Origin of the sequence: Micromonospora sp. NPDC018662 (assembly GCF_044391475.1) — a bacterium.
Taxonomy (GTDB): domain Bacteria; phylum Actinomycetota; class Actinomycetes; order Mycobacteriales; family Micromonosporaceae; genus Micromonospora.
Genome location: NZ_JBISAC010000001.1, coordinates 915,651 through 940,892 on the forward strand (window position 1 = coordinate 915,651; position 25,242 = coordinate 940,892).

Annotated in this window: 22 protein-coding genes, 1 tRNA gene and 1 pseudogene; 17 read left to right on the forward strand and 7 right to left on the reverse strand. The window is 72.7% G+C overall.

Annotated features, from left to right (window positions below; translation table 11 throughout):
• Positions 1-18: 18 nt before the first annotated feature.
• The 3 genes from ACH495_RS04560 to ACH495_RS04570 form a co-directional block, all read right to left on the reverse strand.
• Positions 19-792, reverse strand: a complete 774-nt coding sequence (locus ACH495_RS04560) for a peptidase (protein WP_396856340.1) — start codon at positions 790-792, stop codon at positions 19-21.
• A 2-nt stretch (positions 793-794) separates the two neighbouring features.
• Entirely contained in the window at positions 795-2,084 is a 1,290-nt protein-coding gene (locus tag ACH495_RS04565; RefSeq protein ID WP_396856341.1) for a VWA domain-containing protein, read from the reverse strand.
• 363 nt (positions 2,085-2,447) lie between these two features.
• Positions 2,448-4,121, reverse strand: a complete 1,674-nt coding sequence (locus ACH495_RS04570; RefSeq protein ID WP_396856342.1) for a dolichyl-phosphate-mannose--protein mannosyltransferase — start codon at positions 4,119-4,121, stop codon at positions 2,448-2,450.
• A 92-nt stretch (positions 4,122-4,213) separates the two neighbouring features.
• Here ACH495_RS04570 and rsmI point away from each other — a divergent pair, with 92 nt between their 5' ends.
• Positions 4,214-5,053, forward strand: coding sequence for a 16S rRNA (cytidine(1402)-2'-O)-methyltransferase (rsmI, locus tag ACH495_RS04575; protein ID WP_396856523.1), 840 nt, complete (start codon positions 4,214-4,216; stop codon positions 5,051-5,053).
• Positions 5,054-5,172: 119 nt separating this feature from the next.
• Here the strand turns inward: rsmI and ACH495_RS04580 are convergent, their stop codons facing one another.
• The gene (locus ACH495_RS04580) at positions 5,173-5,997 is read right to left on the reverse strand and encodes a hypothetical protein (RefSeq protein ID WP_396856343.1); all 825 of its coding nucleotides are present in this window, start codon (positions 5,995-5,997) and stop codon (positions 5,173-5,175) included.
• Positions 5,998-6,124: 127 nt separating this feature from the next.
• On the opposite strand from ACH495_RS04580, the gene metG reads away from it, so the two are divergent.
• The gene (gene metG, locus ACH495_RS04585) at positions 6,125-7,927 is read left to right on the forward strand and encodes a methionine--tRNA ligase (protein ID WP_396856344.1); all 1,803 of its coding nucleotides are present in this window, start codon (positions 6,125-6,127) and stop codon (positions 7,925-7,927) included.
• Between the two features lie 54 nt (positions 7,928-7,981).
• Here the strand turns inward: metG and ACH495_RS04590 are convergent, their stop codons facing one another.
• Positions 7,982-8,833 (reverse strand): alpha/beta fold hydrolase, encoded by an 852-nt coding sequence (locus ACH495_RS04590; protein WP_396856345.1) that lies wholly within the window; start codon positions 8,831-8,833, stop codon positions 7,982-7,984.
• A 58-nt stretch (positions 8,834-8,891) separates the two neighbouring features.
• A complete protein-coding gene (locus ACH495_RS04595; protein WP_396856346.1) occupies positions 8,892-10,136 on the reverse strand; it encodes a hypothetical protein in 1,245 nt (414 codons plus the stop codon).
• Positions 10,137-10,218: 82 nt separating this feature from the next.
• On the opposite strand from ACH495_RS04595, the gene ACH495_RS04600 reads away from it, so the two are divergent.
• From ACH495_RS04600 to ACH495_RS04625, 6 genes are all read left to right on the forward strand, one after another.
• Positions 10,219-11,121 (forward strand): TatD family hydrolase, encoded by a 903-nt coding sequence (locus ACH495_RS04600; protein WP_396856347.1) that lies wholly within the window; start codon positions 10,219-10,221, stop codon positions 11,119-11,121.
• A 13-nt stretch (positions 11,122-11,134) separates the two neighbouring features.
• Positions 11,135-12,004 (forward strand): 16S rRNA (adenine(1518)-N(6)/adenine(1519)-N(6))-dimethyltransferase RsmA, encoded by an 870-nt coding sequence (gene rsmA / locus ACH495_RS04605; protein WP_396856348.1) that lies wholly within the window; start codon positions 11,135-11,137, stop codon positions 12,002-12,004.
• An 84-nt stretch (positions 12,005-12,088) separates the two neighbouring features.
• Entirely contained in the window at positions 12,089-13,042 is a 954-nt protein-coding gene (locus ACH495_RS04610) for a 4-(cytidine 5'-diphospho)-2-C-methyl-D-erythritol kinase (RefSeq protein WP_396856349.1), read from the forward strand.
• A gap of 64 nt (positions 13,043-13,106) precedes the next feature.
• Positions 13,107-14,906, forward strand: coding sequence for an ABC-F family ATP-binding cassette domain-containing protein (locus ACH495_RS04615; RefSeq protein ID WP_396856350.1), 1,800 nt, complete (start codon positions 13,107-13,109; stop codon positions 14,904-14,906).
• A gap of 86 nt (positions 14,907-14,992) precedes the next feature.
• Complete coding sequence (locus ACH495_RS04620) at positions 14,993-15,448, forward strand: DUF4383 domain-containing protein (protein WP_396856351.1); 456 nt, start codon at positions 14,993-14,995, stop codon at positions 15,446-15,448.
• Between the two features lie 115 nt (positions 15,449-15,563).
• Positions 15,564-16,037, forward strand: coding sequence for a DUF4383 domain-containing protein (locus ACH495_RS04625; protein ID WP_396856352.1), 474 nt, complete (start codon positions 15,564-15,566; stop codon positions 16,035-16,037).
• Here the strand turns inward: ACH495_RS04625 and ACH495_RS04630 are convergent.
• On the reverse strand, positions 16,034-16,696 hold the full coding sequence (locus ACH495_RS04630; RefSeq protein ID WP_396856353.1) for a TetR family transcriptional regulator: 663 nt from the start codon (positions 16,694-16,696) through the stop codon (positions 16,034-16,036). The two genes, ACH495_RS04625 and ACH495_RS04630, sit on opposite strands and share 4 nt — an antisense overlap.
• A gap of 77 nt (positions 16,697-16,773) precedes the next feature.
• Between ACH495_RS04630 and ACH495_RS04635 the strand changes: the two genes are divergently transcribed.
• The 9 genes and pseudogenes from ACH495_RS04635 (at position 16,774) to ACH495_RS04675 (ending at position 25,134) form a co-directional block, all read left to right on the forward strand.
• A complete protein-coding gene (locus ACH495_RS04635; RefSeq protein WP_396856354.1) occupies positions 16,774-17,511 on the forward strand; it encodes a resolvase in 738 nt (245 codons plus the stop codon).
• 47 nt (positions 17,512-17,558) lie between these two features.
• Positions 17,559-17,629: transfer RNA gene (locus tag ACH495_RS04640), tRNA-Gln, on the forward strand.
• A 73-nt stretch (positions 17,630-17,702) separates the two neighbouring features.
• A pseudogene (gene glmU, locus ACH495_RS04645) lies at positions 17,703-19,226 on the forward strand (bifunctional UDP-N-acetylglucosamine diphosphorylase/glucosamine-1-phosphate N-acetyltransferase GlmU); the annotation flags it as partial.
• Positions 19,227-19,276: 50 nt separating this feature from the next.
• Positions 19,277-20,257: a ribose-phosphate diphosphokinase gene (locus tag ACH495_RS04650; RefSeq protein WP_396856355.1), complete on the forward strand. Its 981-nt coding sequence runs from the start codon at positions 19,277-19,279 to the stop codon at positions 20,255-20,257.
• 286 nt (positions 20,258-20,543) lie between these two features.
• A complete protein-coding gene (locus ACH495_RS04655; protein ID WP_396856356.1) occupies positions 20,544-21,239 on the forward strand; it encodes a 50S ribosomal protein L25/general stress protein Ctc in 696 nt (231 codons plus the stop codon).
• Positions 21,240-21,340: 101 nt separating this feature from the next.
• Positions 21,341-21,931, forward strand: coding sequence for an aminoacyl-tRNA hydrolase (pth, locus tag ACH495_RS04660; protein WP_396856357.1), 591 nt, complete (start codon positions 21,341-21,343; stop codon positions 21,929-21,931).
• Positions 21,932-22,005: 74 nt separating this feature from the next.
• Positions 22,006-22,839 (forward strand): inositol monophosphatase family protein, encoded by an 834-nt coding sequence (locus tag ACH495_RS04665; protein ID WP_396856358.1) that lies wholly within the window; start codon positions 22,006-22,008, stop codon positions 22,837-22,839.
• Positions 22,840-22,918: 79 nt separating this feature from the next.
• The gene (gene cysD / locus ACH495_RS04670; protein WP_396856359.1) at positions 22,919-23,830 is read left to right on the forward strand and encodes a sulfate adenylyltransferase subunit CysD; all 912 of its coding nucleotides are present in this window, start codon (positions 22,919-22,921) and stop codon (positions 23,828-23,830) included.
• On the forward strand, positions 23,830-25,134 hold the full coding sequence (locus ACH495_RS04675; RefSeq protein WP_396856360.1) for a sulfate adenylyltransferase subunit 1: 1,305 nt from the start codon (positions 23,830-23,832) through the stop codon (positions 25,132-25,134). The genes cysD and ACH495_RS04675 overlap by 1 nt, the downstream gene beginning before the upstream one ends.
• Positions 25,135-25,242 lie beyond the last annotated feature (108 nt).

A 25,242-nucleotide genomic window follows, 5' to 3' on the forward strand; every position in this document is an offset into this window, starting at 1 on the left:
CGGCCACCGGAAGCGGTCTCAGCGGCGGCGGGGCCGCCGGGTGAGGGCGAAACCGACCACGCCGGCCACGGCGGCGAGCACCCCGCCCACGCTGGTCCACACCCAGCGCGAGCCGGCTTCGGGCAGCCAGCCGGTCAGGTCGGTCTCCTCCTCGGCGGCCGGCTCGGGCGTCGGCTCTGCGGTCAGCACCGTCCCGGCCCGGGTGTTCGGCACCAGCGGCGCCGCCAGCTCACCGTCGTCACCGGAAGCGCCGCCATCGTCGGTCACGCCGGCCAGCAGGTCCACCTCGATCGGCAGGCCCAGGTCCGGCTCGGGCAGGTCGGTGACGGAGAGCCGGACGTAGTAGGTGCCGGGCAGCGGGTCGCCGGACCACGGCTCGGCCCACGGCCGCACCCGGCGCAGCGTGCAGCCGAGCGTCACCCCGGTCGCCGCCGCGTCCGCGGTGGGGGTCTGCGCGCCGGCCGTGCACGCCTGCCGGCGGCGCAGCCCGTCGAAGACGTCGACCGTCCAGGTGGACGCGCCGGTGCGCGGCTTTCCGAAGGTGACCGTGACGCCGATCTCGTGCACCTGGCCGGCCTCGGCCCGGAACGACCAGTACAGGTGGTCGCCGGTCGAGGCGCCCACCCGTACCGGCTGGCCGGCGGTGATGGTCGTGGCGGTGAGGAACGAGGTGCCGGCCTTGGTCACGGTGGTCGCGCCCGGTGACGGGCTCGGCGCGGCGAGGGCCGCGCCGGGCGCGAGGGCGAGGCCGGCGGCGGCGGTCGCCGCGGCGACGCGGGTGAGGGTACGCATCCTCAGTTCTCCCTCCAGGTGGCGACCCACCAGCGGGTGAGCAGCCCGGCGACCAGCCCGGTGACGAGTCCGGCCAGGGTGAGCAGGAGCAGCAGGGCCCAGCCGCGGCCGAGGTCCGGCCCGTCCGGCGCGGGGGAGGCGGCGACCACGTCCACGGTCAGCTCCACCGGCATGCCCGGTTCGGCGCGGGTGCCGGCGCGGGCCGCGAAGGAGTTGCTGACCACCAGGCAGACGGTCCGGGTCGCGGACGTGCCGGTCGGGGTCGGCGTCGGGCTCGCCGCGTCCTCCTCCTCGGCGGCCGACCAGCGCAGGCCGGCCGAGACCACGTCGGTACGCCCGCTGCCGGCGTCGACGCCGCGCACCAGTTCCCGCCCGTCCGGCGCGGTGGCCCGCAGCAGCACGCCGTAGTCCGGGTTCACCGGCCGGTCCAGCGCGACGCTGACCGAGGCGCGCAGCTCCTGTCCAGGACGCACCGGCACCCGGTACCAGCGGTGCTCGGAGAACGCCTCGCGGTCGGTGTAGACGCCGGGGGCGAGCAGCGGCGCGTCCGCGCACGCCGCCGTGCCGCCGACCACCGCCGGGGCGACCGTGTACGTGTCGCGGGCCCGGTCGACCAGTTGCTTGATCCGGCCGGTCAGCTCGTCGGCGCTCTGCGCGGCGGTGTAGGTGCCGCCGGTGGCGCCGGCGATGCAGAGCAACTGCCGGCGTACCTTCTCGTCGGGGGCGAGGCCGAGCGTGTCGACCACCAGCCGGGTGCCCTGCGCGGCCAGCTCGCGGGCCACCTCGCACGGGTCGGGCGGGGCGCAGGTGTCCTCGCCGTCGGTGATCAGCACGATCCGGCGGGCGGTGCTGCCGGTGCCCAGGTCCTGCGCGGCGGAGCGCAGCGCCAGCCCGACCGGGGTGAAGCCGGTGGGGCGCAGCCCGGCGACGGCGGCCTTGGCCCCGGTCCGGTCCACCGGGCCGACCGGCACGATCTGCTGGGTGTCCCGGCAGCCCTGCTTCTTGTCCTTGCCCCGGTAGGTGGCGCCGAGCACCCGGATGCCGAGCTGCGTCTCGTCGGGCAGCCCGTCGACCACCTCGTTGAACGCCTGCTGGGCGACGCTGATCCGGCTGCGCCCGTCGATGTCACGGGCCCGCATCGAGCCGCTGACGTCGAGCACCAGCTCGACCTTGGGTGGCTCGGCGGCGGGTTCGGTGGTCTCGTCGTCGGCCCCGGCCGGGCTCGGACCGATCAGCGCGGTCGCCGCCAGCAGTCCCAACAGGACGGCCGTCGATCGTCTCTTGTTGATCACCGGGCGAAGTGTAGTGAGATCCACAGTGGAAGATCATCCGGGTGGGGGTCGGCCGGTGGGCCGGTCGACGATGATGTCGAAGTCGTAAGGTTCTCGGGGGATGACCCACCGTTAGCTGCCCGATGTAAACCTTTCGGGGGGTGGTGCGTCGGTCGGAAATCCGACTCGGCTGCACCCGTTGTGCGGTTGGCGCAGTGTGGTTAAGCTCTTCTTGCGCGCCCCAATCGCCCGCTTCCCCCGTGGCAGGCGATCGGGGCGCGCTTTTTTCTTGCCCCGGCCCGCCATGCAGATCGGCGGCGCGGACGCAATCGAATTACGGCCCGGTGGGGTGTCCCCACCGGGCCGTCGCGTGCGCGGCCACGCTCAGATCCAGCGACCGTCCAGCCACATCCGGGCGGACCAGTCCGCGTACGGCAGCAGCTTCCCCACGAAGATCGGATAGAAGTAGCCGAAACAGAGCGCGACCAGCAGCACGTAGGCGCCCGCGATGATGCCGCCCACCAGGCGGCGGTCACCGGTCTGCTCCTCGGTCGGCGGCGCGGACGTGCCGGTGACCGGCGCGGGGGTGACGATCGCGCCCAGCACGTAGACCACGGCGAGCACCAGGAACGGCACCGCCGGCGCGGCGTAGAACGAGAACATCGTCCGGCCGTCCAGGGCGAACCAGAACCAGGGCAGCAGCCCGGCGGCCGCGCTCAGCAGGATCGCCCCGGCCCGCCAGTCCCGCCGGGCCAGGCCCAGCCAGACGGTCGCGGCCAGCGCCGGCAGGAACGACCACCAGAGCAGCGGGGTGCCCAGCAGCAGCACCTCGGAGGCGCAGCTCGCCGCGCCGCAGTTGCCGTCGCCGGACCAGGAGAACGCCACCGGCCGGCCCAGCAGCAGCCACTGCCACGGCCAGGACTGGTATTTGTGCGGGTCGTCGAGCTGGGTGTGGAAGCCGTACGCGGCCTTGTGGTATTCCCACAGGTTGATCAGCGCGCCGATCACCGGCGTGTCGCTCAGGCCCTCGACGTTCGGGTAACGGGCGGCCAGGCGGTAGTAGCCGTCGTCGCTCAGCAGCCAGCCCGACCAGGTGGCCAGGTAGGTCACCACCATCAGCACGCCGGCCGCGAGCAGCCAGGGCAGCTCGTCGAGGACGGCGTCCCGCCACGGGTGGCGGACCCCGGCCGACCGGCGGACCCCGACCTCCCAGAGCAGCACCAGCAGCGCGAACGCCGGCACGAAGTAGAGCCCGCTCCACTTCACCGCGCAGGCACAGCCGAGCAGCACGCCGGCGAGCAGCCGCCACCACGGCCAGTTCCGCCAGCCCGACGCCGGCCGGCCGGCCCGCCCCCGCACCGTCGGGTCGAGCCCCGCCTCCAGCGCCCGCGCCCAGCGTCGCCGCCGGGCGTCCCGGTCGAGCACCAGCGCGCCGAACGCGGCCAGCACGAACAACAGCAGGAAGATGTCGAGGATCGCGGTGCGGGACAGCACCAGGTGGAAACCGTCCAGCGCGAGCAGCAGGCCCGCCGCGCAGCCGAGCGTGGTGGAGCGGAACATCCGCCGGCCGATCCGCACCAGCAGCAGCACCGACAGCGTGCCGCAGATTGCGGCGCCGAACCGCCAGCCGAACTCCGGGGCGGTGGTCATCAGGTGCCCCGGCACCGAGATGTTGGTCTCGGCGTCCTGGTAGCCGAAGGCCCACTCGCCGAGCCCGATCAGCCACTTGCCCAGCGGCGGGTGGACCACGTACGACGGGCCGTTGTCCTTGTAGTTCCACTCGACGCCACGGTCGATGAGCCCGTACGCGTCCTTGGCGTAGTAGGTCTCGTCGAAGATCTTGCCGGACGGGTGGCTGAGCCCGACGAAGCGCAGGATCGCGGCGATCGCCACCACCACGGCGGTGGCCAGCCACGCCTGCCCCCGCCCGAGGTGGTCGTCGACGGTGGCGAGCCGGCGTCGGACCGCGGCCGGGATTCCACCCCCGCCGTCATCGCCCGGCGAGCCGGCGGCCCGGTCGGTGGTGGAGGGCTCCTGTGCGGTCGAGGCACTCGTCACCCGGCGATCGTAGGCTGCGAGGGTGCCCGGTGGCGTCCATCGTCCCCGAAATTGGTACGACCATCGATGAAGGAGCGCACGCCGTGGGGGAAATGTCCGAGGTGGGACGGTTGGTGCTGCTCGGTGCGCCGCTGGGCAACCCGGCCGACGCGTCCGCCCGGTTCCGCGAGGTGCTCGCCACCGCCGACGTGGTCGCCGCCGAGGACACCCGCCGGCTCACCCGGCTGGCCCGCGACCTCGACGTCACCGTGCCCGGACGGATCGTCTCCTACTTCGAGGGCAACGAGGAACGGCGTACCCCGGAACTGGCCGAGGTGCTCACCGCCGGCTACACCATCGCCCTGGTCACCGACGGCGGCATGCCGAGCGTCTCCGACCCCGGCTACCGGCTGGTCCGGGCCGCGCTGGAGGCCGGCGTCCCGGTCACCGCCGCCCCCGGGCCGAGCGCGGTCACCACCGCGCTGGCGCTGTCCGGGCTGCCCTGCGACCGGTTCTGCTTCGAGGGCTTCCTGCCCCGCACCCCCGGCGCCCGCCGCTCCCGCCTGCGCGCGCTGGCCGGCGAGGAACGCACGCTGGTGCTCTTCGAGGCGACCCACCGGATCGCCGGGGCGCTCGCCGACCTCGCCGAGGCGTTCGGCCCGGACCGGCCCGCCGCGCTCTGCCGCGAGCTGACCAAGACCTACGAGGAAGTGGTCCGCCGACCCCTGGGCGAGCTGGCCGAGTGGGCCGCCGCCGGCGACGTGCGCGGCGAGATCACGCTGGTGGTGGCCGGCGCGTCACCGGAACCCGCCGCCCGGCCGGACGACGACACGCTGCGCGCCGCGGTCGACGGGCGCGAGGCGGCCGGGATGTCCCGGCGGGACGCGATCACCGAGGTCGCGACCGCGTACGGGCTGCGCCGCCGTGAGGTCTACGCCGTCGTGCACCGCTGAGCCTGGGCCTGGGCCTTGGCCTGGGCCTTGGTTAGGCGGGGGCCCCGCTTAACACCTCGCTGTTAAGCGGGGCCCCCGCCTCTACCGGAAGCGTTAAGCGGGGCCCCCTCCTTACACGCTCACCAGGCGGCGGTGAGGAAGCCGACGGTGATCAGCAGCGGGCCGGCCACGGCCAGGCCGACCGCCCAGCGCCGTTGCCGCGGGTCCGCCAACCGGGTCGCGCCGGTCCACCGGGCGATCCCGGCGGCGCAGCCCGCCACCAGCGCCAGCCCCAGCAGCCAGCGCAGGTGCCGCCCGACGCCCGAGTCGGCGTACGCGGTGGCGCCGCCCGGCCCGGTCATCCGGGCCGGCAGCGTGCTGCCGGTGGCGGTGTGCCCCGTCGGCACGCCGCTGACCCGTACGCCCTGGGCCTGGAAGCGGTCACCGTCGGCCTCGAAGATGCCCCGGCAGCGCTGGGTGAGTCCGCCGCCGACGCACTCGGTGATCATCACGGTGCCGCCGGTCGAGTGCCCCACCGCCAGCCAGAACGGGCCGGCGCTCACCCAGGCGAAGAACGCGGCGAGCAGGCTCAACGCCACCAGCACGGCGAGGCCGGTGGGCGGGTCCGGCGGGTGGACCGGGCGGGCCGTTTCCCGCCGGACGCGGATCCGGTCGGTCCGGCGGCGCGGCTCGTCGCGCAGCGGCGTGCCGTCCCAGTGCACCTCCTCGATCGGCGCCCAGCCGGTCGCCTCGTCGCCGGCCGGGGCGGACCGCCGCTGCCAGCGTGGCTGCCGGACCGGCACCCGGCGCGGCACGGCGTCCACCGGCGCGCCGGTGGTCGGCTCCACCTCCACCGGCGGGTCCGCCGGGTCGGCCCGGGGTTGCGGGGCGACCGGCGTGCCGCGCGCGGCGCGCGCGGACGCGGACGGTTCAGGCGCCGCTGGTCTGCTGGTCACGACGTTCATTCCACACCGGCATGCCGGGCCAGCCGGGCAGCTCAGGCCGCGTGTCGGCGACAAATCGGGCGTACGCCGGGCGCGCTCGCCCTATTGGTTCGCGGGCCGCCCGCGCCAATCACTAGGCTTGGCGCTCATGAGTCACGTTCTCGCCGCGGTCGCCTGGCCCTACGCCAACGGCCCGCGCCACATCGGCCACGTATCCGGATTCGGCGTTCCCTCCGACGTCTTCGCCCGGTACATGCGGATGGCCGGTCACGACGTGCTCATGGTCTCCGGCACCGACGAGCACGGCACCCCGATCCAGGTGCAGGCCGACGCCGAGGGGGTCACCCCGCGCGAGCTGGCCGACCGCTACAACCGGGTGATCGCCGAGGACCTCCGGGCGCTCGGCCTGTCGTACGACCTGTTCACCCGCACCACCACCCGCAACCACTACGCGGTGGTGCAGGAGCTGTTCACCGGGCTGCACCGCAACGGCTACATCGTCCCGAAGGTCACCACCGGGGCGATCTCCCCGTCCACCGGCCGCACCCTGCCGGACCGCTACATCGAGGGCACCTGCCCGATCTGCGGCTACGACAGCGCGCGCGGCGACCAGTGCGACAACTGCGGCAACCAGCTCGACCCGATCGACCTGATCGACCCGAAGTCGAAGATCAACGGCGAGACGCCGGAGTTCGTGGAGACCGAGCACTTCTTCCTCGACCTGCCCGCCCTCGCCGACGCGCTGCGGCAGTGGCTGGACACCCGGGAGGGCTGGCGTCCCAACGTGCTGCGGTTCTCCCGCAACCTGCTCGACGACCTCCAGCCCCGGGCCATCACCCGGGACCTGGAATGGGGCGTGCCGATCCCGCTCGACGGCTGGCAGGACCGCGCCGACAAGCGGATCTACGTCTGGTTCGACGCGGTGATCGGCTACCTGTCCGCCTCGATCGAGTGGGCCCGCCGCACCGGCGACCCCGAGGCGTGGCGGAAGTGGTGGTCGGCGGACGCCGAGGGGAAGGACGCGCTCGGCTACTACTTCATGGGCAAGGACAACATCGTCTTCCACTCGGTGATCTGGCCGGCGCTGCTCGGCGGCTACTCCGGCGCCGGCGCCCGCGACGGCGAGCCCGGCGCGCTGGGCCGGCTCAACCTGCCCACCGAGGTCGTCTCCAGCGAATACCTGACCATGGAGGGACGCAAGTTCTCCTCCTCCCGCAAGGTCGTCATCTACGTCCGGGACTTCCTGGAGCGGTACGACGCCGACGCGCTGCGCTACTTCATCGCCGTCGCCGGCCCGGAGAGCAACGACACGGACTTCACCTGGGCGGAGTTCCTCCGCCGCAACAACGACGAGCTGGTCGCCGGCTGGGGCAACCTGGTCAACCGGTCCGTCTCGATGGCGGCGAAGAACTTCGGCGCGATCCCGCCGGTCGACCCGGCCGGGCTCACCGACGCCGACCGGGCGCTGCTCGACGTCGCGCAGGCCGGCTTCGCCACCGTCGGCGACCTGATCGCCCGGCACCGGCAGAAGCAGGCCATCGGCGAGGCCATGAAGGTGGTCGCCGAGGCCAACAAGTATCTGTCCGAGCAGGCGCCCTGGAAGCTCAAGGGCGACGACGACAAGCCGCGGATGGGCACCATCCTGCACGTCGCGCTCCAGGTGGTCAGCGACGCCAACACGCTGCTCACCCCCTTCCTGCCGCACTCCGCCCAGAAGATCCACGAGCTGCTCGGCGGCACCGGCACGCACGCGCCGATGCCGGTGATCGAGGAGGTCGAGGACCTCGACGGCGGCCCGGCGTACCCGGTGCTGACCGGTGACTACACGGTCGGCGCGCGCTGGACGTCCGTACCCCTGGAGGCGGGTCGGCCGCTCGCGGCGCCCAAGCCGGTGTTCCGCAAGCTCGACCCGTCCATCGTCGACGAGGAACTGGCCCGCCTCGCGGGCTGACCACCGACGCGACGGCGGCCCCGGGGAACCCCCGGGGCCGCCCGTCGTCCGGGGTCAGGCCCGGGCCATGCTCGGCTTGCCGATGAACTCCATCAACGCGTTGTTGACCTCGGTCGGATGGGTCCACGGGATGCCGTGCGGGGCGCCCTTCAACGTGACCAGCTTGGCGTCGGACAGCATGTCCACCAGCCGCTGACCCGTCTTCGGGTACGGCAGCACCATGTCCTTGTCGCCCTGGATGATCAGCACCGGCACCCGGATGTTCGGCAGGTCGCCGCGGAAGTCGGTCTGCCAGGCGTCCACCGAGTCGTGGGTGCCCTTCGCGGACGCCTGCGCGCCGATCTGCCAGTGCGCGTGGTACGCCTCGTCGCTGACCAGCTTGCCCTTGTTCTCGCTGGCGTTGAAGAACGCGTCGCAGAACTGCGTCAGGTAGGCGAACCGGTCGGCGATGATCGCCTGCTGGAACCCGTCGAACAGGCTCTTCTCGACGCCCTCCGGATTGTCCGCGGTCTTCAGCAGGAACGGCGCCAACGGCGCCATCAGCACCGCGCGGTCCACCCGGTCCGACCCGTACGCGCCCAGGTAGCGGGTGACCTCGCCGGTGCCCATCGAGTGCCCGACCAGGATCGCGTTCCGCAGGTCCAGCTCGGTCATCAGCACGTCCAGATCGGCGGCGAACGTGTCGTAGTCGTAGCCGAACGCCGGCTGGGCGGAACTGCCGAACCCGCGCCGGTCGTACGTGATCACCCGATATCCGGCGGCGAGCAGCGGACCGCTCATCTTCTCCCAGGTCGCCCCGTTGAACGGGAAACCGTGGATCAGCACGATCGGCTGACCGGAACCGTGATCCTCGTAGTACAGGTCGATGGGTGCGGAGTTCTCCGTACCGACGGTGACGAAAGGCATGTCGGAATTCCCCCTCGCGTGGGTCTCGGACGCCCACGCCTTCCCGACCCGCCGCCGGCTATGCGTCGCGGCGTGGGTACGGCACGTCCACCACCCGGTCGTCGGTCAGCTCGCCACCCGGCGCCCACACCTCGTAGACACCCCGTTCGTGACACTGCGCCCCGGTCACCGCCACCGCGTCCGGATCCGGTCGTCGCAGCCGCAACCGCAGCCAGCCCGCCTCCTCCCGCAACACCAGACAGGGCACCCCGCGCCAGGTGGCCGTGCGCAGCCGCCGGGCCGCCGCGTCCACCGGATACCGGGCCGACCGGGTCATCGCCAGCACCCGGAACCCGCCGGGCTGGTCGGCCACCGCCTCGTACTCGGCCCCGGCGTACGCGCCGACCAGCCGGGTGGAGCGCGGCGCGTCACCGGTCGGCACGTACTCCTGGTCGGCCGCCAGCCCCGGCACCGCCGCCAGCAGGTGGCGCCACTGCGGGCCGGCCAGCCGCAGCCAGCCGCGCTGCTCCGCCTGATAGGTGTAGAGCACCACCTCCACCCCCTCCGCCGGGTAGGCGAGCAGCGTGGCGTTGGCCGGCATCGGCAGGTCGGCGAAGTCCCGGGTGACGAACTCCGGGACGAGCTGCCCGTCGCTCGGCACGAACCCGGTGCCCAGCACCGGCGGCCCGATCCGGTCGCGCGGCGGCAGGGCGGTCAGCCCGCGGTGCGCCGGGCCGACCGGGACGTCGTAGTCGGCCGGGTCGGCGGCCCGCCAGCGCAACGCGTACGCCACGTCGCCGCCCTCGGAGTCGCCCCGCAGCACCGCCAGCCCCGCCGGCGTCCGCAGGTGCGCCACGTCGTGCTCCCGGTAGCAGAAGCCGTGCGGCAACCAGCCCCGCACGTAACCGGCGAGCTGCCGGGCGGAGAGCACCTTCACCATCCGGGTGCCCGGCCGGATCACCGCCGACGCCCGCACCGCGGCCAGCGTCGGATCATCCGCCGCCGACGGCCGCTGGCTGAGCCGGTGCACGTACGCCCAGCCCCGGTCCCGGTGCACCGGCATCAGCAGCGGCGGGTCGGACTCCTCGGTCGGCTCGGCCGCCCCGTGCACCGCGTCCACCTCGGTCGCGTGCACGAACCGTCGCCACGGGTGGCCGCCCCCGGGCCGGGGACACCACTCGAAGCCGGGCGCCTCGTCGGCGCTGAACAGCTCGTACGCCGCGCCCCGGGCGAGCTCCTCGGCCGGGTGCACGCGCCCGTCGTACGTCACGCGCAACCCGGTCCGCTCGGAGGCGGCGCCGCCGGCGTGGTCGGTGACGGTCATTTCCGGGACGCTAGGCCGGCCAGATGTGGGGCGTGTGAACGGCCGGTGGCGGTCCGGGAACGCGGCCCGGCGCGGGTGTGTGATGCTGGCCGCGATGACCGAGCAGACCGAGACCCGCAAGCAGCGCGCCGCCCGCCGGGCCGGCGAGTTCCCGCCCGCCCCCGAGCCGCTGCCCGTGCCCGTGCTGGACAGCCACACCCACCTCGACATCACCGTCGGCGAGTACGGCACGCCACCGGGCGGCGCGGGCGGCGGCGACCCGGTCGCCGCCGCGATCGCGGTGGCCGCCGACGCCGGCGTGGACCGGCTCGTCCAGGTCGGCGTGGACGTCGCGTCGTCCGAGTGGAGCGCCGACGTCGCCGACCGGTACCCGGCGGTGCTGGCCACCGTGGCGCTGCACCCCAACGAGGCGCCCCGCCTCGGTGACCTGGACGAGGCGCTGCGCCGGATCGAGGCGCTGGCCGGGCAGGACCGGGTCCGTGGCGTCGGCGAGACCGGGATGGACTTCTTCCGCACCGGCGAGGCGGGCCGGGCCGCGCAGGAGGAGAGCTTCCGGGCGCACATCGCCATCGCCAAGCGCCACGGCAAGGCGCTCGTCATCCACGACCGGGACGCGCACGCCGACGTGCTGCGCATCCTCGACGACGAGGGCGCGCCGGACACCGTGGTGATGCACTGCTTCTCCGGCGACGCCGACTTCGCCCGCGCGTGCGTCCGCCGCGGCTTCCTGCTCAGCTTCGCCGGCACTGTCACGTTCGGCAGCGCCGCCGCGCTGCGGGAGGCCGCCGCCGTCACCCCGATCGAGCAGATGCTGGTGGAGACCGACGCGCCGTACCTGACCCCGATGCCGTACCGGGGCCGGCCGAACGCGTCGTACCTGATCCCGCTGACGGTCCGGTTCCTCGCCGACACCACCGGCACCGACCTGGACGAACTCTGCGCCGCCATCTCCGCCACCGGCGAGCGCGCGTTCGGCCCGTGGTGAAAGGATGCCCGGCGTGACCGGACTCCTCGGCCCGGCGGAGATCCGGGAACTGGCCGCGCGGCTCGGCGTCACGCCGACCAAGAAGCTCGGCCAGAACTTCGTGCACGACCCGAACACGGTGCGCCGGATCGTCACCACCGCCGGGCTGGCCCCGGACGACGTGGCGCTGGAGGTCGGGCCCGGGCTCGGCTCGCTCACGCTGGCGCTGCTGCCGGTCGCCGCGCACGTGCACGCCGTGGAACTCGACCCGGCGCTCGCCGCCGCGCTGCCCGGCACCGCCGACCGGTTCGCCGGCCCGGACGCCGCCCGGCTCACCGTGCACCCCGCCGACGCGCTGCGGATCGGCGCCGCCGACCTGGGCGACCCGGCGCCGACCGCGCTGGTGGCGAACCTGCCCTACAACGTGGCCGTGCCGGTGGTGCTGCACCTCCTCGCCGAACTGCCCACGCTGCGACACGGCCTGGTGATGGTGCAGAAGGAGGTCGCCGACCGGCTCGTCGCCGGTCCCGGCTCCAAGGTGTACGGCATCCCCTCGGTCAAACTCGCCTGGTACGCCCGGTCCCGCGCCGCCGGCAAGGTCCCGCCGAACGTGTTCTGGCCGGTGCCGAACGTCGACTCCGGGCTGGTCGCGTTCACCCGCCGGGAGCCGCCCCGCCCCGACGTGGCCCGCACGGCGGTCTTCGCGGTGGTCGACGCCGCGTTCGCCCAGCGCCGCAAGACGCTGCGCGCCGCGCTGGCCGGCTGGGCCGGCGGCGCGGACCGGGCCGCCGCGGCGCTCACCGCCGCCGGCGTGGACCCGGGCGCGCGCGGCGAGTCGCTCACCGTGGAGCAGTTCGCCGCCATCGCCGCGTCGGCCCCGGACGGCTCCGCCGGAGCCCAGTAGGCTGGCGCCGTTGCCCGACCCCGCCGAGGAGCTGACCGTGCAGAAGCCGTTCGACACCCGCCTTCGTCCACGGGAGCTCACCCGGTGACCGAGGCCTGGCGACCGGAGGACGAGGACGGGCAGCGGCGCGGGGCCAGCGGTCCGGTCAAGGTGCGGGTGCCCGCCAAGGTCAACCTGCACCTCGGGGTGGGGCCGCTGCGGCGGGACGGCTACCACGAGCTGAACACCGTCTACCACGCGATCTCCATCTACGACGAGCTGACCGCCCGCCGCGGCGACACGCTCGCGCTCACCATGGAGGGCGAGGGCGCCGGCGAGCTGGCCCTGGACGACACCAACCTGGTGCTGCGTGCCGCGCACGCCCTCGCCGGCTACGCCGGCGTCGCCCCGCACGCCCGGCTGCACCTGCGCAAGCACATCCCGCTGGCCGGTGGGCTGGCCGGCGGCAGCGCCGACGCGGCCGCCGCGCTGGTGGCCTGCGACGCGCTCTGGGGCACCGGCCTGTCCCGCGACGAGCTGGCCGGCATCGCCGCCGACCTCGGCTCCGACGTGCCGTTCCTGATCCACGGCGGCACCGCGCTCGGCACCGGCCGCGGCGAGGCGGTCAGCCCGGTGCTGGCGCGTCCCACCTCCTGGCACTGGGTGGTGGCCATGGCCGACGGCGGCCTCTCCACCCCCGCCGCCTACCGCGAGTTGGACCGGCTGCGTGACACCGGGGCCGCCGGCACGCCGCTGGGCAGCACCGACGCGCTGCTCGGCGCGCTGCGCCAGCGGGACCCGCGGGTGCTCGCCGCCACGCTCGGCAACGACCTCCAGGACGCCGCGCTCGCCATGCGCCCGGCGCTGGCCGGGACGCTCAAGGCCGGCGAGGCCGCCGGCGCGCTGGCCGGCATCGTCTCCGGCTCCGGGCCCACCTGCGTGTTCCTCGCCGCCGACGCCGCCGACGCGGAGCGGATCGCCGACGAGCTGACCGCCGCCGGGGTGTGCCGGGAGGCGCGGGTCGCCCACGGCCCGGTGCACGGCGCCCGGATCGTCTGAGGCCCCGTACCCTTGACCCAGGCGTCCCGGCCCCCGGGGCGCCTGAGTCATGAAAGGTGGGTCCGTGGCCAACATCGTCAACCTGGACCGGGTGTCCAAGGGGTACGGCGCCGCCGGGCCGCTGCTCACCGACGTCTCGCTCGGTCTCGACGACGCCGACCGGATCGGCGTGGTCGGCCTCAACGGCGCCGGCAAGTCGACGCTGCTGCGGATGCTCACCCGCACCGAGGAGCCCGACGACGGCCGGGTGACCCACCGCCGCGACCTGCGGGTGGCCTGGCTGCCGCAGCGCCTGGACCTGGCCGGAGACCTCACCGTGCGGGACGTGGTGCTCGGCACCGCGTGGCTCGGCGAGAGCATGGGCGCCGAGCACGAGTGGGCCGGCGACGCCGGGGTCCGGGCCATCCTCGACGGCCTCGGCATGCCCCACCTCGGTCTCGACGCCCCGGTCGGCACCATGTCCGGCGGGGAACGCCGCCGGGTCGCGCTCGCCGCGCTGCTGGTCCGCGACGCCGACCTGCTCGTCCTCGACGAGCCCACCAACCACCTCGACGTCGGCGGCGTCGACTGGCTGGCCCGGCACCTGGTCACCCGCAAGGGCACGCTCGTCGTGGTCACCCACGACCGCTGGTTCCTCGACGCCGTCTGCACCACCACCTGGGAGGTCGCCGACCAGACCGTCCGGGCGTACGAGGGCGGCTTCGCCGCGTGGACGCTGGCCCGCATCGAGCGGCAACGCATCGCCGCCGCCACCGAGGCCCGCCGGCAGAACCTGCTCCGCAAGGAGATCGCCTGGCTGCGCCGGGGCCCGCCGGCACGCACCTCCAAGCCCAAGTTCCGCATCGACGCCGCGAACGCGCTCATCGCCGACGTGCCGGAACCGCGCGACACCATGTCGCTGCAACGGCTCGCCACCGCCCGGCTCGGCAAGCAGGTGTACGACCTGGAGCACGTCACGCTGCACGCCGGCCCGAAGGAGATCCTGCGCGACACCACGTGGCAGGTCGGCCCCGGCGACCGGATCGCCGTCCTCGGCCGCAACGGCGCCGGCAAGACCACGCTGCTGCGGCTGCTCGCCGGCGTGACACGCGCCGACGGCGGGCGTTTCGCCGCCGGGCAGACCGTGCGGCCGGCGTTCCTCTCCCAGGAACTCGCCGAACTCCCCGGCCACCTGCGCGTGCTGGAGGCCGTCGAGGAGGTGGCCCGCCGGGTGCAGTTCGGCGACCGGGAGATCAGCGCGTCCCAGCTCGCCGAGATCTTCGGCTTCGACGACCGGCGGCTCTGGACCCCGGTGAGCGACCTGTCCGGCGGCGAGCGCCGCCGCCTCCAGATGCTGCGGCTGCTCGCCGGCGAGCCCAACGTGCTGTTGCTCGACGAGCCCACCAACGACCTGGACACCGACACGCTCGCCGCGCTGGAGGACCTGCTCGACTCCTGGCCCGGCACCATCGTGGTGGCCAGTCACGACCGCTACCTGATCGAGCGGGTCACCGACGTCGCGTACGGCATGTTCGGCGACGGGCGGCTCGTGCACCTGCCCGGCGGCGTCGACGAGTACCTGGCCCGCGCCGCCGCGGCCGGTGGCCCGGCGCCCGCCGACCTGACCCCGGGCACGGCCGCGCCGGCCCGCGACGGCATGTCCGCCGCCGAGGTACGCACCGCGAAGAAGGAACTCAACCGGCTGGAACGGCAGATCGCCAAGCTCGAACAGAAGGAGGCGAACCTGCACGAGCAGCTCGCCGCCAACGCCACCGACTACGCCCGCGTCGCCGAGCTGGACGCCCAGCTCAAGGAGGTGCGGGCCGAGCGGGACCGCACCGAGGAGACGTGGTTGGCACTGGCCGACGAGCTACCCGCCGGCTGAGGCGTGGGGGGTGTGCGGCGTCACTGACCGCCGTACGGGACAATCACCGGAGGAACCCTCATCCGAACGGTCTTGGAGACGCAGAGATGGCCCACACCCCCGTCAACCACCCCGCGCGGCCGATCTACCGGGCGATCGGCGGGCTCGTTGGTCTGTACTTCGTCGTCTTCGGCGGCCTCGGCATCATCGCCAGCGCCGGCAACGACTTCTTCGCGCAGGACGACACCAAGGTGCTCGGCCAGGGCACCAACATGGCCTACTCGTTGCTGTCGATCCTGATCGGCGTGGTGATCCTGGTCGGCACCGCGATCGGCCGCAACCTCGACGTCGCGATCAACCAGTGGCTGGCGTACACCCTGATGGTCGTCGGTCTGGCCGCGCTGGCGTTCCTCCAGACGGACGCCAACGTCCTCAACTTCTCGATCATGACCGACATCGTGATCCTGACCCTGTCGCTGGTGCTCCTGATGGTCGGCATGTACGGCAAGGTCGGCAGCACCGACGAGCAGGAGGCCTGGCAGAAGGCCCGCCTGGTGCTCTGATCCGATCTGTCCCGATGGCCCGGCGCGGTGCGCCGGGCCATCGGCGTTTTCCGGGACGGGAGCGGATGGCTCGGGCGACAATTGCCCCGAATCAGTCAGGCGACTGGAGGGCACCATGGCGCACTTCCCGGTGAACCACCCCGCGCGACCGCTCTACCGGCTGCTGTCCGGGCTCATCGGCCTCTACATCCTGGCCTTCGGCGTCTGGGGAGTGTTCGAGACCTGGGGTGACGGGTTGTTCAGCCGGGCGGACACCTACGCCCTCGGGCTGCGCACCAACCTGGCCTTCTCGCTGGTCTCGGTGGTCTTCGGCGCGGTCCTGATCGTCGGCGCGTCCCACCGCGACAACCTCGGGCACTACATGAACCTCACCGCCGGCGCGGTCTTCCTGGTCACCGGCATCCTGATGATGTCCGTGCTGCAGACCTCGGCGAACTTCCTGAACTTCTCGATGTCCACGGTCATCGTGTCGCTGCTGTTCGGGCTGATCCTGCTCGCCACCGGGCTCTACGACAAGGTCGGGCCGCCCGAGCACGCCGAGGAGGAGCGCCGCCGCCGCTACCACCCGCTCGCCGGGGGGAACCGCTAACCCGTGATCGGGCCGGGCTTCGACGCCAGGTGCGACAGGCCGTTCCAGGCCAGGTTCACCAGGTGCGCCGCCACCGTCTCCTTGCGTGGCTTGCGCACCTCCAGCCACCAACGCCCGGTCAACGCCACCATGCCGACCAGCGCCTGCGAGTAGAGCTCCGCCAGCTTCGGGTCGTACCCCCGGCTGGAGAACTCCGCGCCCAGAATGTGCTCCACCTGGTGCGCGACGTCGTTCATCACGCTGCTGAAGTTGCCCGTCGCCGACATCAGCGGCGACTCCCGGACCAGCACCCGGAACCCGCTGGTCTCCTCCTCGATGTAGGTCAGCAGCGTCAACGCGGCCTGCTCCAGCAGCTCCCGGGGATGCCCGGCGGTCAGCGCCGTGGTGATGCGGTCCAGCAGCGAACGGACCTCCCGGTCCACCACCACCGCGTAGAGCCCCTCCTTGCCGCCGAAGTGCTCGTAGACCACCGGCTTGGAGACCTTGGCCCGCGACGCCACCTCCTCGATCGAGGTGGCGTCGAACCCGCGCTCGGCGAAGATCTGCCGGGCGATCGAGATCAACTGCTCGCGCCGCTGCGCCGCGGACATCCGCACCCGGGGCTTGGCCGCCGGGACGGCCCGCCGGCGAGCGCGGTCGCTGCCGGGAACGTCGGTCACCCACCCCATCCTGCCAGGCCCGGCCCGCGCCGGCCGGCCGGCGACCAGTGTCGTACGTCTGTTCTAATCTTTCGTGCATGGTGGCCCGTGACGAACCTCCCGACGCGCCGACCTATCGCGGCTGGAAGACGGAGTTGTACGCCGAAGCGCTCGCGTTGCGGCGATCCGGCTCCCCGGTGGGGGAGATCGCGGAGCGGCTCCGGGTGTCCAAGTCGACGGCCTACCTCTGGACGCGGCATCTGCCGCTCGATCCCGAGGTGGTGAGCCGGCGGCGCCGGGTCGCCCAACGCGCCCGTTCCGATGCCCAGTGGGCGGCGCATCGCGCGGCTCGCGACGCGGCCCGCGCGGAGGGGGTCGCGGCGGCTGCCGGATGGGTGCGGCGGCTGGATCGACGCGAACTCCTGCTGGTCGGCGCGGCGATCTACTGGTGCGAGGGTGGAAAGGCCAAACCGTGGCGTCCGCATGACTGCCGGATCAAGTTCGTCAACAGTGATCCCATGCTGGTCGGGCTCTTCCTGCGCTTCCTGGACGCCGTCGAGGTGCCGCCCGACGACCGTCGCTTTCGCGTCAGCATCCACGAGACGGCGGACGCCGCCGCCGCGGTCCGGTGGTTGGCGGGGCAGGTCGGGGTGCCGGCGGAGCGTTTCCAGCGCACCACGATCAAGAGGCACCGCCCGACGACCACCCGTAAGAACGTCGGCGCTGGCTATCACGGTTGCCTGACCGTGCACGTGGTGGGCGGCAGTCGGCTCTACTGGCGGATCGAGGGGATCATGAAGGGAATGAGCAATGAAGATCCACCTCTCGACCGGTAAGGTGTAGGCAGCCGCCGGGCAGCGCCCTTTCTGCCCGTTTTCGACCATCCCGGGTCGTCTAATGGCAGGACGTCAGGTTTTGGTCCTGATTATAGGGGTTCGAATCCTCTCCCGGGAGCTTCTGCTCTTTGCCCTTCGTCGCGTGGTTAGCATGACCGCGAGACTGTCGCCGTCCCGACGGGAGCCACGTCGTGTCCCAGCCCCACCTCCGCACCGTTGTCGTGCTCGCCGCCGGTGAGGGCAAGCGGATGAAGTCGTCCGTGCCCAAGGTGCTGCACCCGCTGCTCGGCCGTACCCTGCTCGGTCACGTCCTGGCGGCGGCCGAGCCGCTCGGCGCGGACCGCACCGTGGTGGTGGTCGGCCACGGCGCCGACCAGGTGCGGGCGCACCTGACCGAGGTGGCCCCGGCGGCCACGCCGGTGCTCCAGGAGCGCCAGCTCGGCACCGGGCACGCGGTCCGCATCGCGCTGGACGCGGTGCCGGACGCGACCGGCACGCTCGTGGTGATCAACGGGGACGTGCCGCTGCTGCGGCCGGAGACCGTCGCGGCCCTGGTCGAGGCGCACGAGGGCGCCGCCGCCGCGGCGACCGTGCTGGCCGCCGAGGTGCCGGACCCGACCGGCCTGGGCCGGATCGTGCGGGACACGCAGGGACGGCTGGCGCAGATCGTCGAGGAGCGCGACGCCACGCCGCAGCAGCGCGCGCTGCGCGAGATCAACGCGGGCATCTACGCGTTCGACGCGACCCGGCTCCGGGCGGCGCTGGGCAAGCTCTCCACCGACAACGACCAGGGCGAGGAATACCTCACCGACGTCTTCGCGCTGCTCCGGGACGCGGGCGAGCCGGTGGCGGTGCACCGCGCGGCCGACCACGTGGAGACGCTGGGCTGCAACGACCGGGTCGAGCTGGCGGGGTTGCGCCGGCTGCTGCGCGACCGGGTGAACGAGGGTTGGATGCGTACCGGCGTGAGCATCCTCGACCCGCACACCACCTGGATCGACGTGACGGTGACGCTGGAGCGGGACGCCGTGATCGACCAGAACACCCAGTTGCAGGGCACCACCTCGGTCGGTGCGGGCGCGTCGGTCGGCCCGGACACCACGCTCGTCGACACCGCGGTGGGCGAGGGCGCGAGCGTGGTGCGCAGCCACGCGGTGGGCGCCGAGGTGGGCCCGCAGGCCAGCGTCGGTCCGTACGCGTACCTGCGGCCGGAGTCGCGGCTGGCCCGCAAGGCGAAGGTCGGCACGTTCGTGGAGACGAAGAAGGCGACGATCGGCGAGGGCTCGAAGGTGCCCCACCTGTCCTACGTCGGGGACGCGACGATCGGCGAGCACAGCAACATCGGCGCCGCCACGGTGTTCGTCAACTACGACGGGGTGCGCAAGCACCACACCACGATCGGCAGTCACGCGCGCACCGGGGCGGACAACATGTTCGTGGCGCCGGTGCGGGTGGGCGACGGCGCGTACACCGCGGCCGGTTCGGTGATCATCGCGGACGTGCCGGCGGGCGCGATGGCGGTGGCGCGTGGTCAGCAGCGCAACGTGGAGGGCTGGGTGCTGCGCAAGCGCGCCGGCACGGCGGCGGCGGACGCGGCGCGGCAGGCCCGGGAGGGTGCGTCGGAGGCGGGCGGGGCCGCAAGCGAAGGTGACTGAATCCACGGGGACCGCCGGGCCGTGGGTGGATCGGTGAACCCGGGGGATACTGCAACCGAACAGTCCCCGGCCCCGCCGGGCACCACCGACATACGGGAGCAGACGGGCCCATGGGCAGCATCGTCGCCGAGAACCGCAAGAGCCTGATGCTCTTCTCCGGAAGGGGTTTTCCGGAGCTGGCCAAGGAGATCGGTGAGGTGCTCGGCGTCGCGCCGACGCCCGCCGACGCGTACGAGTTCGCCAACGGTGAGATCTTCGTCCGGTTCAAGGACTCGGTCCGTGGTTCGGACGCCTTCGTGGTGCAGTCCGTGACGCACGGGGTGAACACGTGGGTCATGGAGACCCTGATCATGGTGGACGCGCTGAAGCGTGGTTCGGCCAAGCGGATCACCGTGGTGTTGCCGTTCTATCCCTACTCCCGGCAGGACAAGAAGCACCGGGGTCGGGAGCCGATCTCGGCGCGGCTGGTGGCCGACCTGCTGAAGACCGCGGGCGCGAACCGGATCCTCACCGTGGATCTGCACACCGCGCAGATCCAGGGCTTCTTCGACGGCCCGGTGGACCACCTGTTCGCGATGGACATCCTGGCCGAGTACGTGGAGCACAAGTACGCGGGCCGGCCGATGACGGTGGTGGCGCCGGATTCGGGCCGGGTGCGCGTGGCGGAGCGCTGGACGGACCGGCTGGGTGGTTGCCCGTTGGCGTTCATCCACAAGACCCGGGACCCGTTGAAGCCGAACCAGGTGGTGGCGAACCGCGTGGTGGGCGAGGTCGAGGGCCGGGTGTGCCTGATCGTGGACGACATGATCGACACCGGCGGCACGATCTCCAAGGCGGCGGACATCCTGAAGGAGTCGGGGGCGGCCGAGATCGTGGTCGCGTCGACGCACGCGCTGCTGTCGGACCCGGCGACCGAGCGGCTGAAGAACAGCCCGATCAGTGAGGTCGTGGTGACGAACACGCTGCCGCTGCCGCCGGAGAAGCAGCTCGACAAGTTGACAGTGCTGTCGATCGCCCCGCTGCTGGCGCGGGCGATCCGGGAGGTCTTCGACGACGGTTCGGTGACCACCCTCTTCGGTGGCCTGAGCTGAGCACTCCGGTCCGGTCGCCGGCATCGTCCGGCGGCCGGGCCGTTGCGCTGCGGACCGGCCGGCGCGGTGATAATGGGGGACTGCCGGCAGGCGCGGAAATCGCTCGGGTAGACTGGTGCGGTTGCCACGGCGAGGGTGCCCGGCGGGCTGCTGAATAGCACCGCGCGGAGGCGCCGTCATCGACGCGGTGCTCCGGGCGGTCGTTCATGACCTTGAGCCCCAGCGAGCCCCTCGCCCAGCACCGCCAGACGACAAGCCGCCGCAGCGAAGCATCAGGAGTTTCCCCGTGTCCGAGGTAAAGATCAGCGCCGAGCCCCGTACCGAGTTCGGCAAGGGTGGTGCCCGTCGTACCCGCCGGGCCGGCAAGGTGCCCGCCGTGCTGTACGGCCACGGCGAGAAGCCCAAGCACATCGCGTTGCCGGCCCGGGAGTTCGCCGCCGCGATCCGTAAGGGCGGCGCGAACCAGCTCTTCGCGATCGAGGTCAGCGACGGCACCCAGGTGCTGGCGCTGCCGAAGGCGATCCAGCGCGACCCGATCAAGGACACCTTCGAGCACGTGGACCTGCTGCTCGTCCGTCGTGGCGAGAAGGTCACCGTCGAGGTCCCGGTTCAGCTGACCGGTGAGGCCGCGAAGGACACCCTGATCGTGCACGACCACGACACGCTGTCGGTGACCGCCGACGCCACCAAGGTGCCGGACCACCTGGAGGCGTCGATCGAGGGCGCCGAGCCGGGCACCACGATCACCGCCGCCGACGTCGAGCTGCCGGCCGGCGTCGAGCTGGCCACCGACGACGAGACCGCTGTCGCCTCGGTGACCGCCGCCCCGACCGCCGAGCAGCTCGAGGCCACCCTCCCCGAGGTCGAGGAGGCCACCGAGGAGGCCGAGGCCGAGACCGGCGAGGAGACCGCCGAGTCGCCGGAGGGCGCTCCGGCCGGCGAGGGCGCCGAGGCCCCGGCCGAGGCGAAGACCGAGGCCTGATCGGTCCGCAGGCTGTGCGACAGGCGTCCCCGGTGTCCGGGGGCGCCTGTCGGCGTATCGGGGCGGGTCGTCGGGGAAGCGAGCGGGAAGGGGTGTCTCAGGTGACGGACGAGGCGGGGCCGTGGCTGGTGGTCGGCCTGGGCAACCCCGGTCGGGAGTACGCGAACAACCGGCACAACGTCGGGTTCATGGTGGCTGACCTGCTGGCCGCCCGGCTGGGCGCGAAGTTCGGCCGGCACAAGCGGGCGGTGGCGGAGGCGGCCGAGGGGCGGCTCGGGTTCGGCGGCCCGAAGCTGGTGCTGCTCAAGCCGTTGACCTACATGAACCTCTCCGGCGGCCCGGTGGCCGGGCTGGCGCAGTTCCACAAGATCCCGCCGGCCCGGGTGATCGCGGTGCACGACGAGCTGGACATCGGCTACGGCCAGGTGCGGGTGAAGTGCGGCGGCGGCGAGGGCGGCCACAACGGCCTGCGGTCGATGTCGAAGTCGCTGGGCACGAAGGACTACGTCCGGGTGCGGTTCGGCATCGGGCGGCCGCCGGGTCGGCAGGACCCGGCCGACTACGTACTCTCGGATTTCTCCGGCGCGGAGCGCAAGGAGCTGGAGTTCCTGGTCGACCGCGCGGCGGACGTGGTGGAGTCGGTGGTCACCAAGGGTGTGGAGCCGACGCAGAACCTGTACCACGGGGCTTGACCGGCGGGCCCCGCGCCGGCCGGTAGTCTGCGCCTCGCGACGTGAGCGAAGCCGGCGACGGGAGCGGTGACACCATGGGCAGTCCTCCGATGATCGACGGCGCGTTCGCCCGCTGGTTGGCGTCGCGGGCGGGGCAGGCGTTGACGGGTCTGCGCGCGGAGCTGGGCTTCGCGGACGCCGGGGCGCTGACGTCGGCCGGGGACAAGGTCTCGCACGACCTGATCCGGACCGAGCTGGCCCGGTGGCGCCCGGCGGACGCGGTGTTGTCGGAGGAGGACGAGGGCTCGCGGCTGGCCTGGACGGCCGAGGTGAGCCGCGAGGCGATGTCCCGGCTGACCGCGGACCGGGTGTGGATCATCGACCCGTTGGACGGCACCCGGGAGTACGCGGAGGAGGGGCGCGCGGACTGGGCGGTGCACGTGGCGCTCTGGTCGCGGCACGCGCCCACGCCGCACGGGCTGGTGGCGGGCGCGGTGGGCCTGCCGGCGCAGCACCGGGTGCTGGGCACGGACTACCCGCCGGCGTACCCGCCGATGACCTTGGAGGCGGCCACGGCGGGCAGCGGGCGGGCCATCCGATTGGCGGTCAGCCGTAGCCGTCCGCCGGTTTTCCTGACCGATCTGGCAGAGGACGTCGGCGCTCATCTGGTTCCGATGGGCTCGGCGGGTGCGAAGATCGCCGCGGTGGTGACCGGCGAGGTCGACGCGTACATCCACGCCGGCGGCCAGTACGAGTGGGACTCGGCCGCTCCGGTCGCTGTGGCGACGGCCACCGGACTGCACGCTTCCCGGATCGACGGTTCTGCGCTGAAATACAACGAGGCCGACCCGCGCCTACCCGATCTGCTGGTCTGCCGCAAGGATCTCGCGAGTCGGTTGCTTGCCGCGTTGCAGCGCCGTTCCGGGTAACCTGAGCGTTCTTCTTCACGACTCCGACCGGAAAGGTCTGGAATCCGATGTACGGATCCGAGCGAATCGAGTTCGTGTCATGACGGCCCCCGCCGCGTACCAGGTGTCGCACCTCGACGCGCTCGAGGCGGAGAGCATCTTCGTGATGCGCGAGGTCGTCGCCGAGATGGAGCGGCCGGTCCTGCTCTTCTCCGGTGGCAAGGACTCGATCGTGATGCTCCGGTTGGCGCAGAAGGCGTTCGCGCCGGCCAACATCCCGTTCCCGGTGATGCATGTGGACACCGGGCACAACTTCCCCGAGGTGCTCGACTACCGCGACCAGCGGGTGGCCGAGTTGGGCCTGCACCTCATCGTGGCCAGCGTGCCGGAGGCGCTGAACAAGGGCATGGTCCGCGAGTCGGCCGACGGCATGCGCAACCGCATCCAGACGCCGGTGCTGCTCGACGCGGTGGAGAAGCACCGCTTCGACGCGCTCTTCGGCGGCGCCCGACGGGACGAGGAGAAGGCCCGGGCCAAGGAGCGGGTGTTCAGCTTCCGCGACGAGTTCGGCCAGTGGGACCCGAAGAACCAGCGTCCGGAGCTGTGGTCGCTGTACAACGGCCGGCACCACCCCGGCGAGTCGATCCGGGTGTTCCCGCTCTCCAACTGGACCGAGCTGGACGTCTGGCACTACATCGCCCGGGAGCGGATCCCGCTGCCGGCGATCTACTTCGCGCACGAGCGCGAGGTGATCGAGCGCGACGGCATGTTCTACGCGGTCAACGAGTTCTTCCGGGCCCGCGCCGGTGAGCAGCCGTTCAAGGCCCAGGTGCGGTACCGGACCGTGGGTGACGCCTCCTGCACCGCGGCGGTCCGCTCGGACGCCGACACGGTGGAGAAGGTGATCGAGGAAGTGGCCGCCACCCGGATCACCGAGCGCGGCGCGACCCGCGGCGACGACCGGGTCAGCGAGGCCGCCATGGAGGACCGCAAGCGAGAGGGCTACTTCTGATGAGTGTCGACACCTGGGCACCGGCCGACGGGGAGACCGCCGCCCGGCCGATGGACCTGCTGCGGTTCGCCACCGCCGGCAGCGTCGACGACGGCAAGTCGACCCTGATCGGCCGGCTGCTGTACGACACCAAGTCGCTCTTCAGCGACCAGCTCGCCGCGGTCGAGGCGGTCAGCGCGGCGCGCGGCGACGAATACACCAACCTGGCGCTGCTCACCGACGGCCTGCGCGCCGAGCGGGAGCAGGGCATCACCATCGACGTGGCGTACCGCTACTTCGCCACGCCGCGGCGGAAGTTCATCATCGCCGACACCCCGGGGCACATCCAGTACACCCGGAACATGGTCACCGGCGCGTCCACGGCCGACCTGGCGCTGATCCTGGTGGACGCGCGCAAGGGCCTGGTGGAGCAGTCGCGCCGGCACGCGTTCCTCTGCTCGCTGCTGCGGGTGCCGCACCTGGTCCTGTGCGTCAACAAGATGGACCTGGTCGACTGGTCGCAGGAGGTCTTCGAGCGGATCGCCGACGAGTTCACCGCGTTCGCCGCGAAGCTCGACGCGCCGGACCTGACCGTGGTGCCGATCTCCGCGCTGCGCGGCGACAACATCGTCACCCGCTCCGAGAACATGCAGTGGTACGAAGGCCCCTCGCTGCTGCACCACCTGGAGCGGGTGCACATCGCCTCGGACCGGAACCTGGTCGACGTCCGGTTCCCGGTGCAGTACGTGATCCGGCCGCAGTCCACCACCGTCACCGACTACCGGGGCTACGCCGGTCAGGTGGCCTCGGGCGTGCTCAAGCCGGGTGACGAGGTGATGGTGCTGCCGTCCGGCTTCACCAGCCGGATCGCCGCGGTGGAGACGGCCGACGGCCCGGTGGACGAGGCGTTCCCGCCGATGTCGGTGACGGTCCGGCTGACCGACGAGATCGACATCTCCCGCGGTGACCTGATCTGCCGGCCGAACAACGCCCCGATGGTCGCGCAGGACATCGAGGCGATGATCTGCTGGATGGACGAGAGCCGGCCGTTGCAGGTCGGCGGCCGGTACGCGATCAAGCACACCACCCGTTCGGCGCGGACGATCGTGCGGGAGCTGCACTACCGGCTGGACATCAACTCGTTGCACCGGGACGAGACGGCGGCCGAGTTGAAGCTCAACGAGATCGGCCGGGTCCGGCTGCGCACCACGGTGCCGCTGCTCGCCGACGAGTACCGCCGCAACCGCACCACCGGCGGCTTCGTGATCATCGACGAATCCACCAACCGCACGGTAGGCGCCGGCATGATCGTCGAAGCCGCCTGACACCTCCCCGTCGCCCCCGTCGCCCTCGTCGCGCCCGTCGCGCTGATTCACGGAAAGAGTGGCCATCCGAGCGTGGATGGCCACTCTTTCCGTGAATCAGGGGCGTAG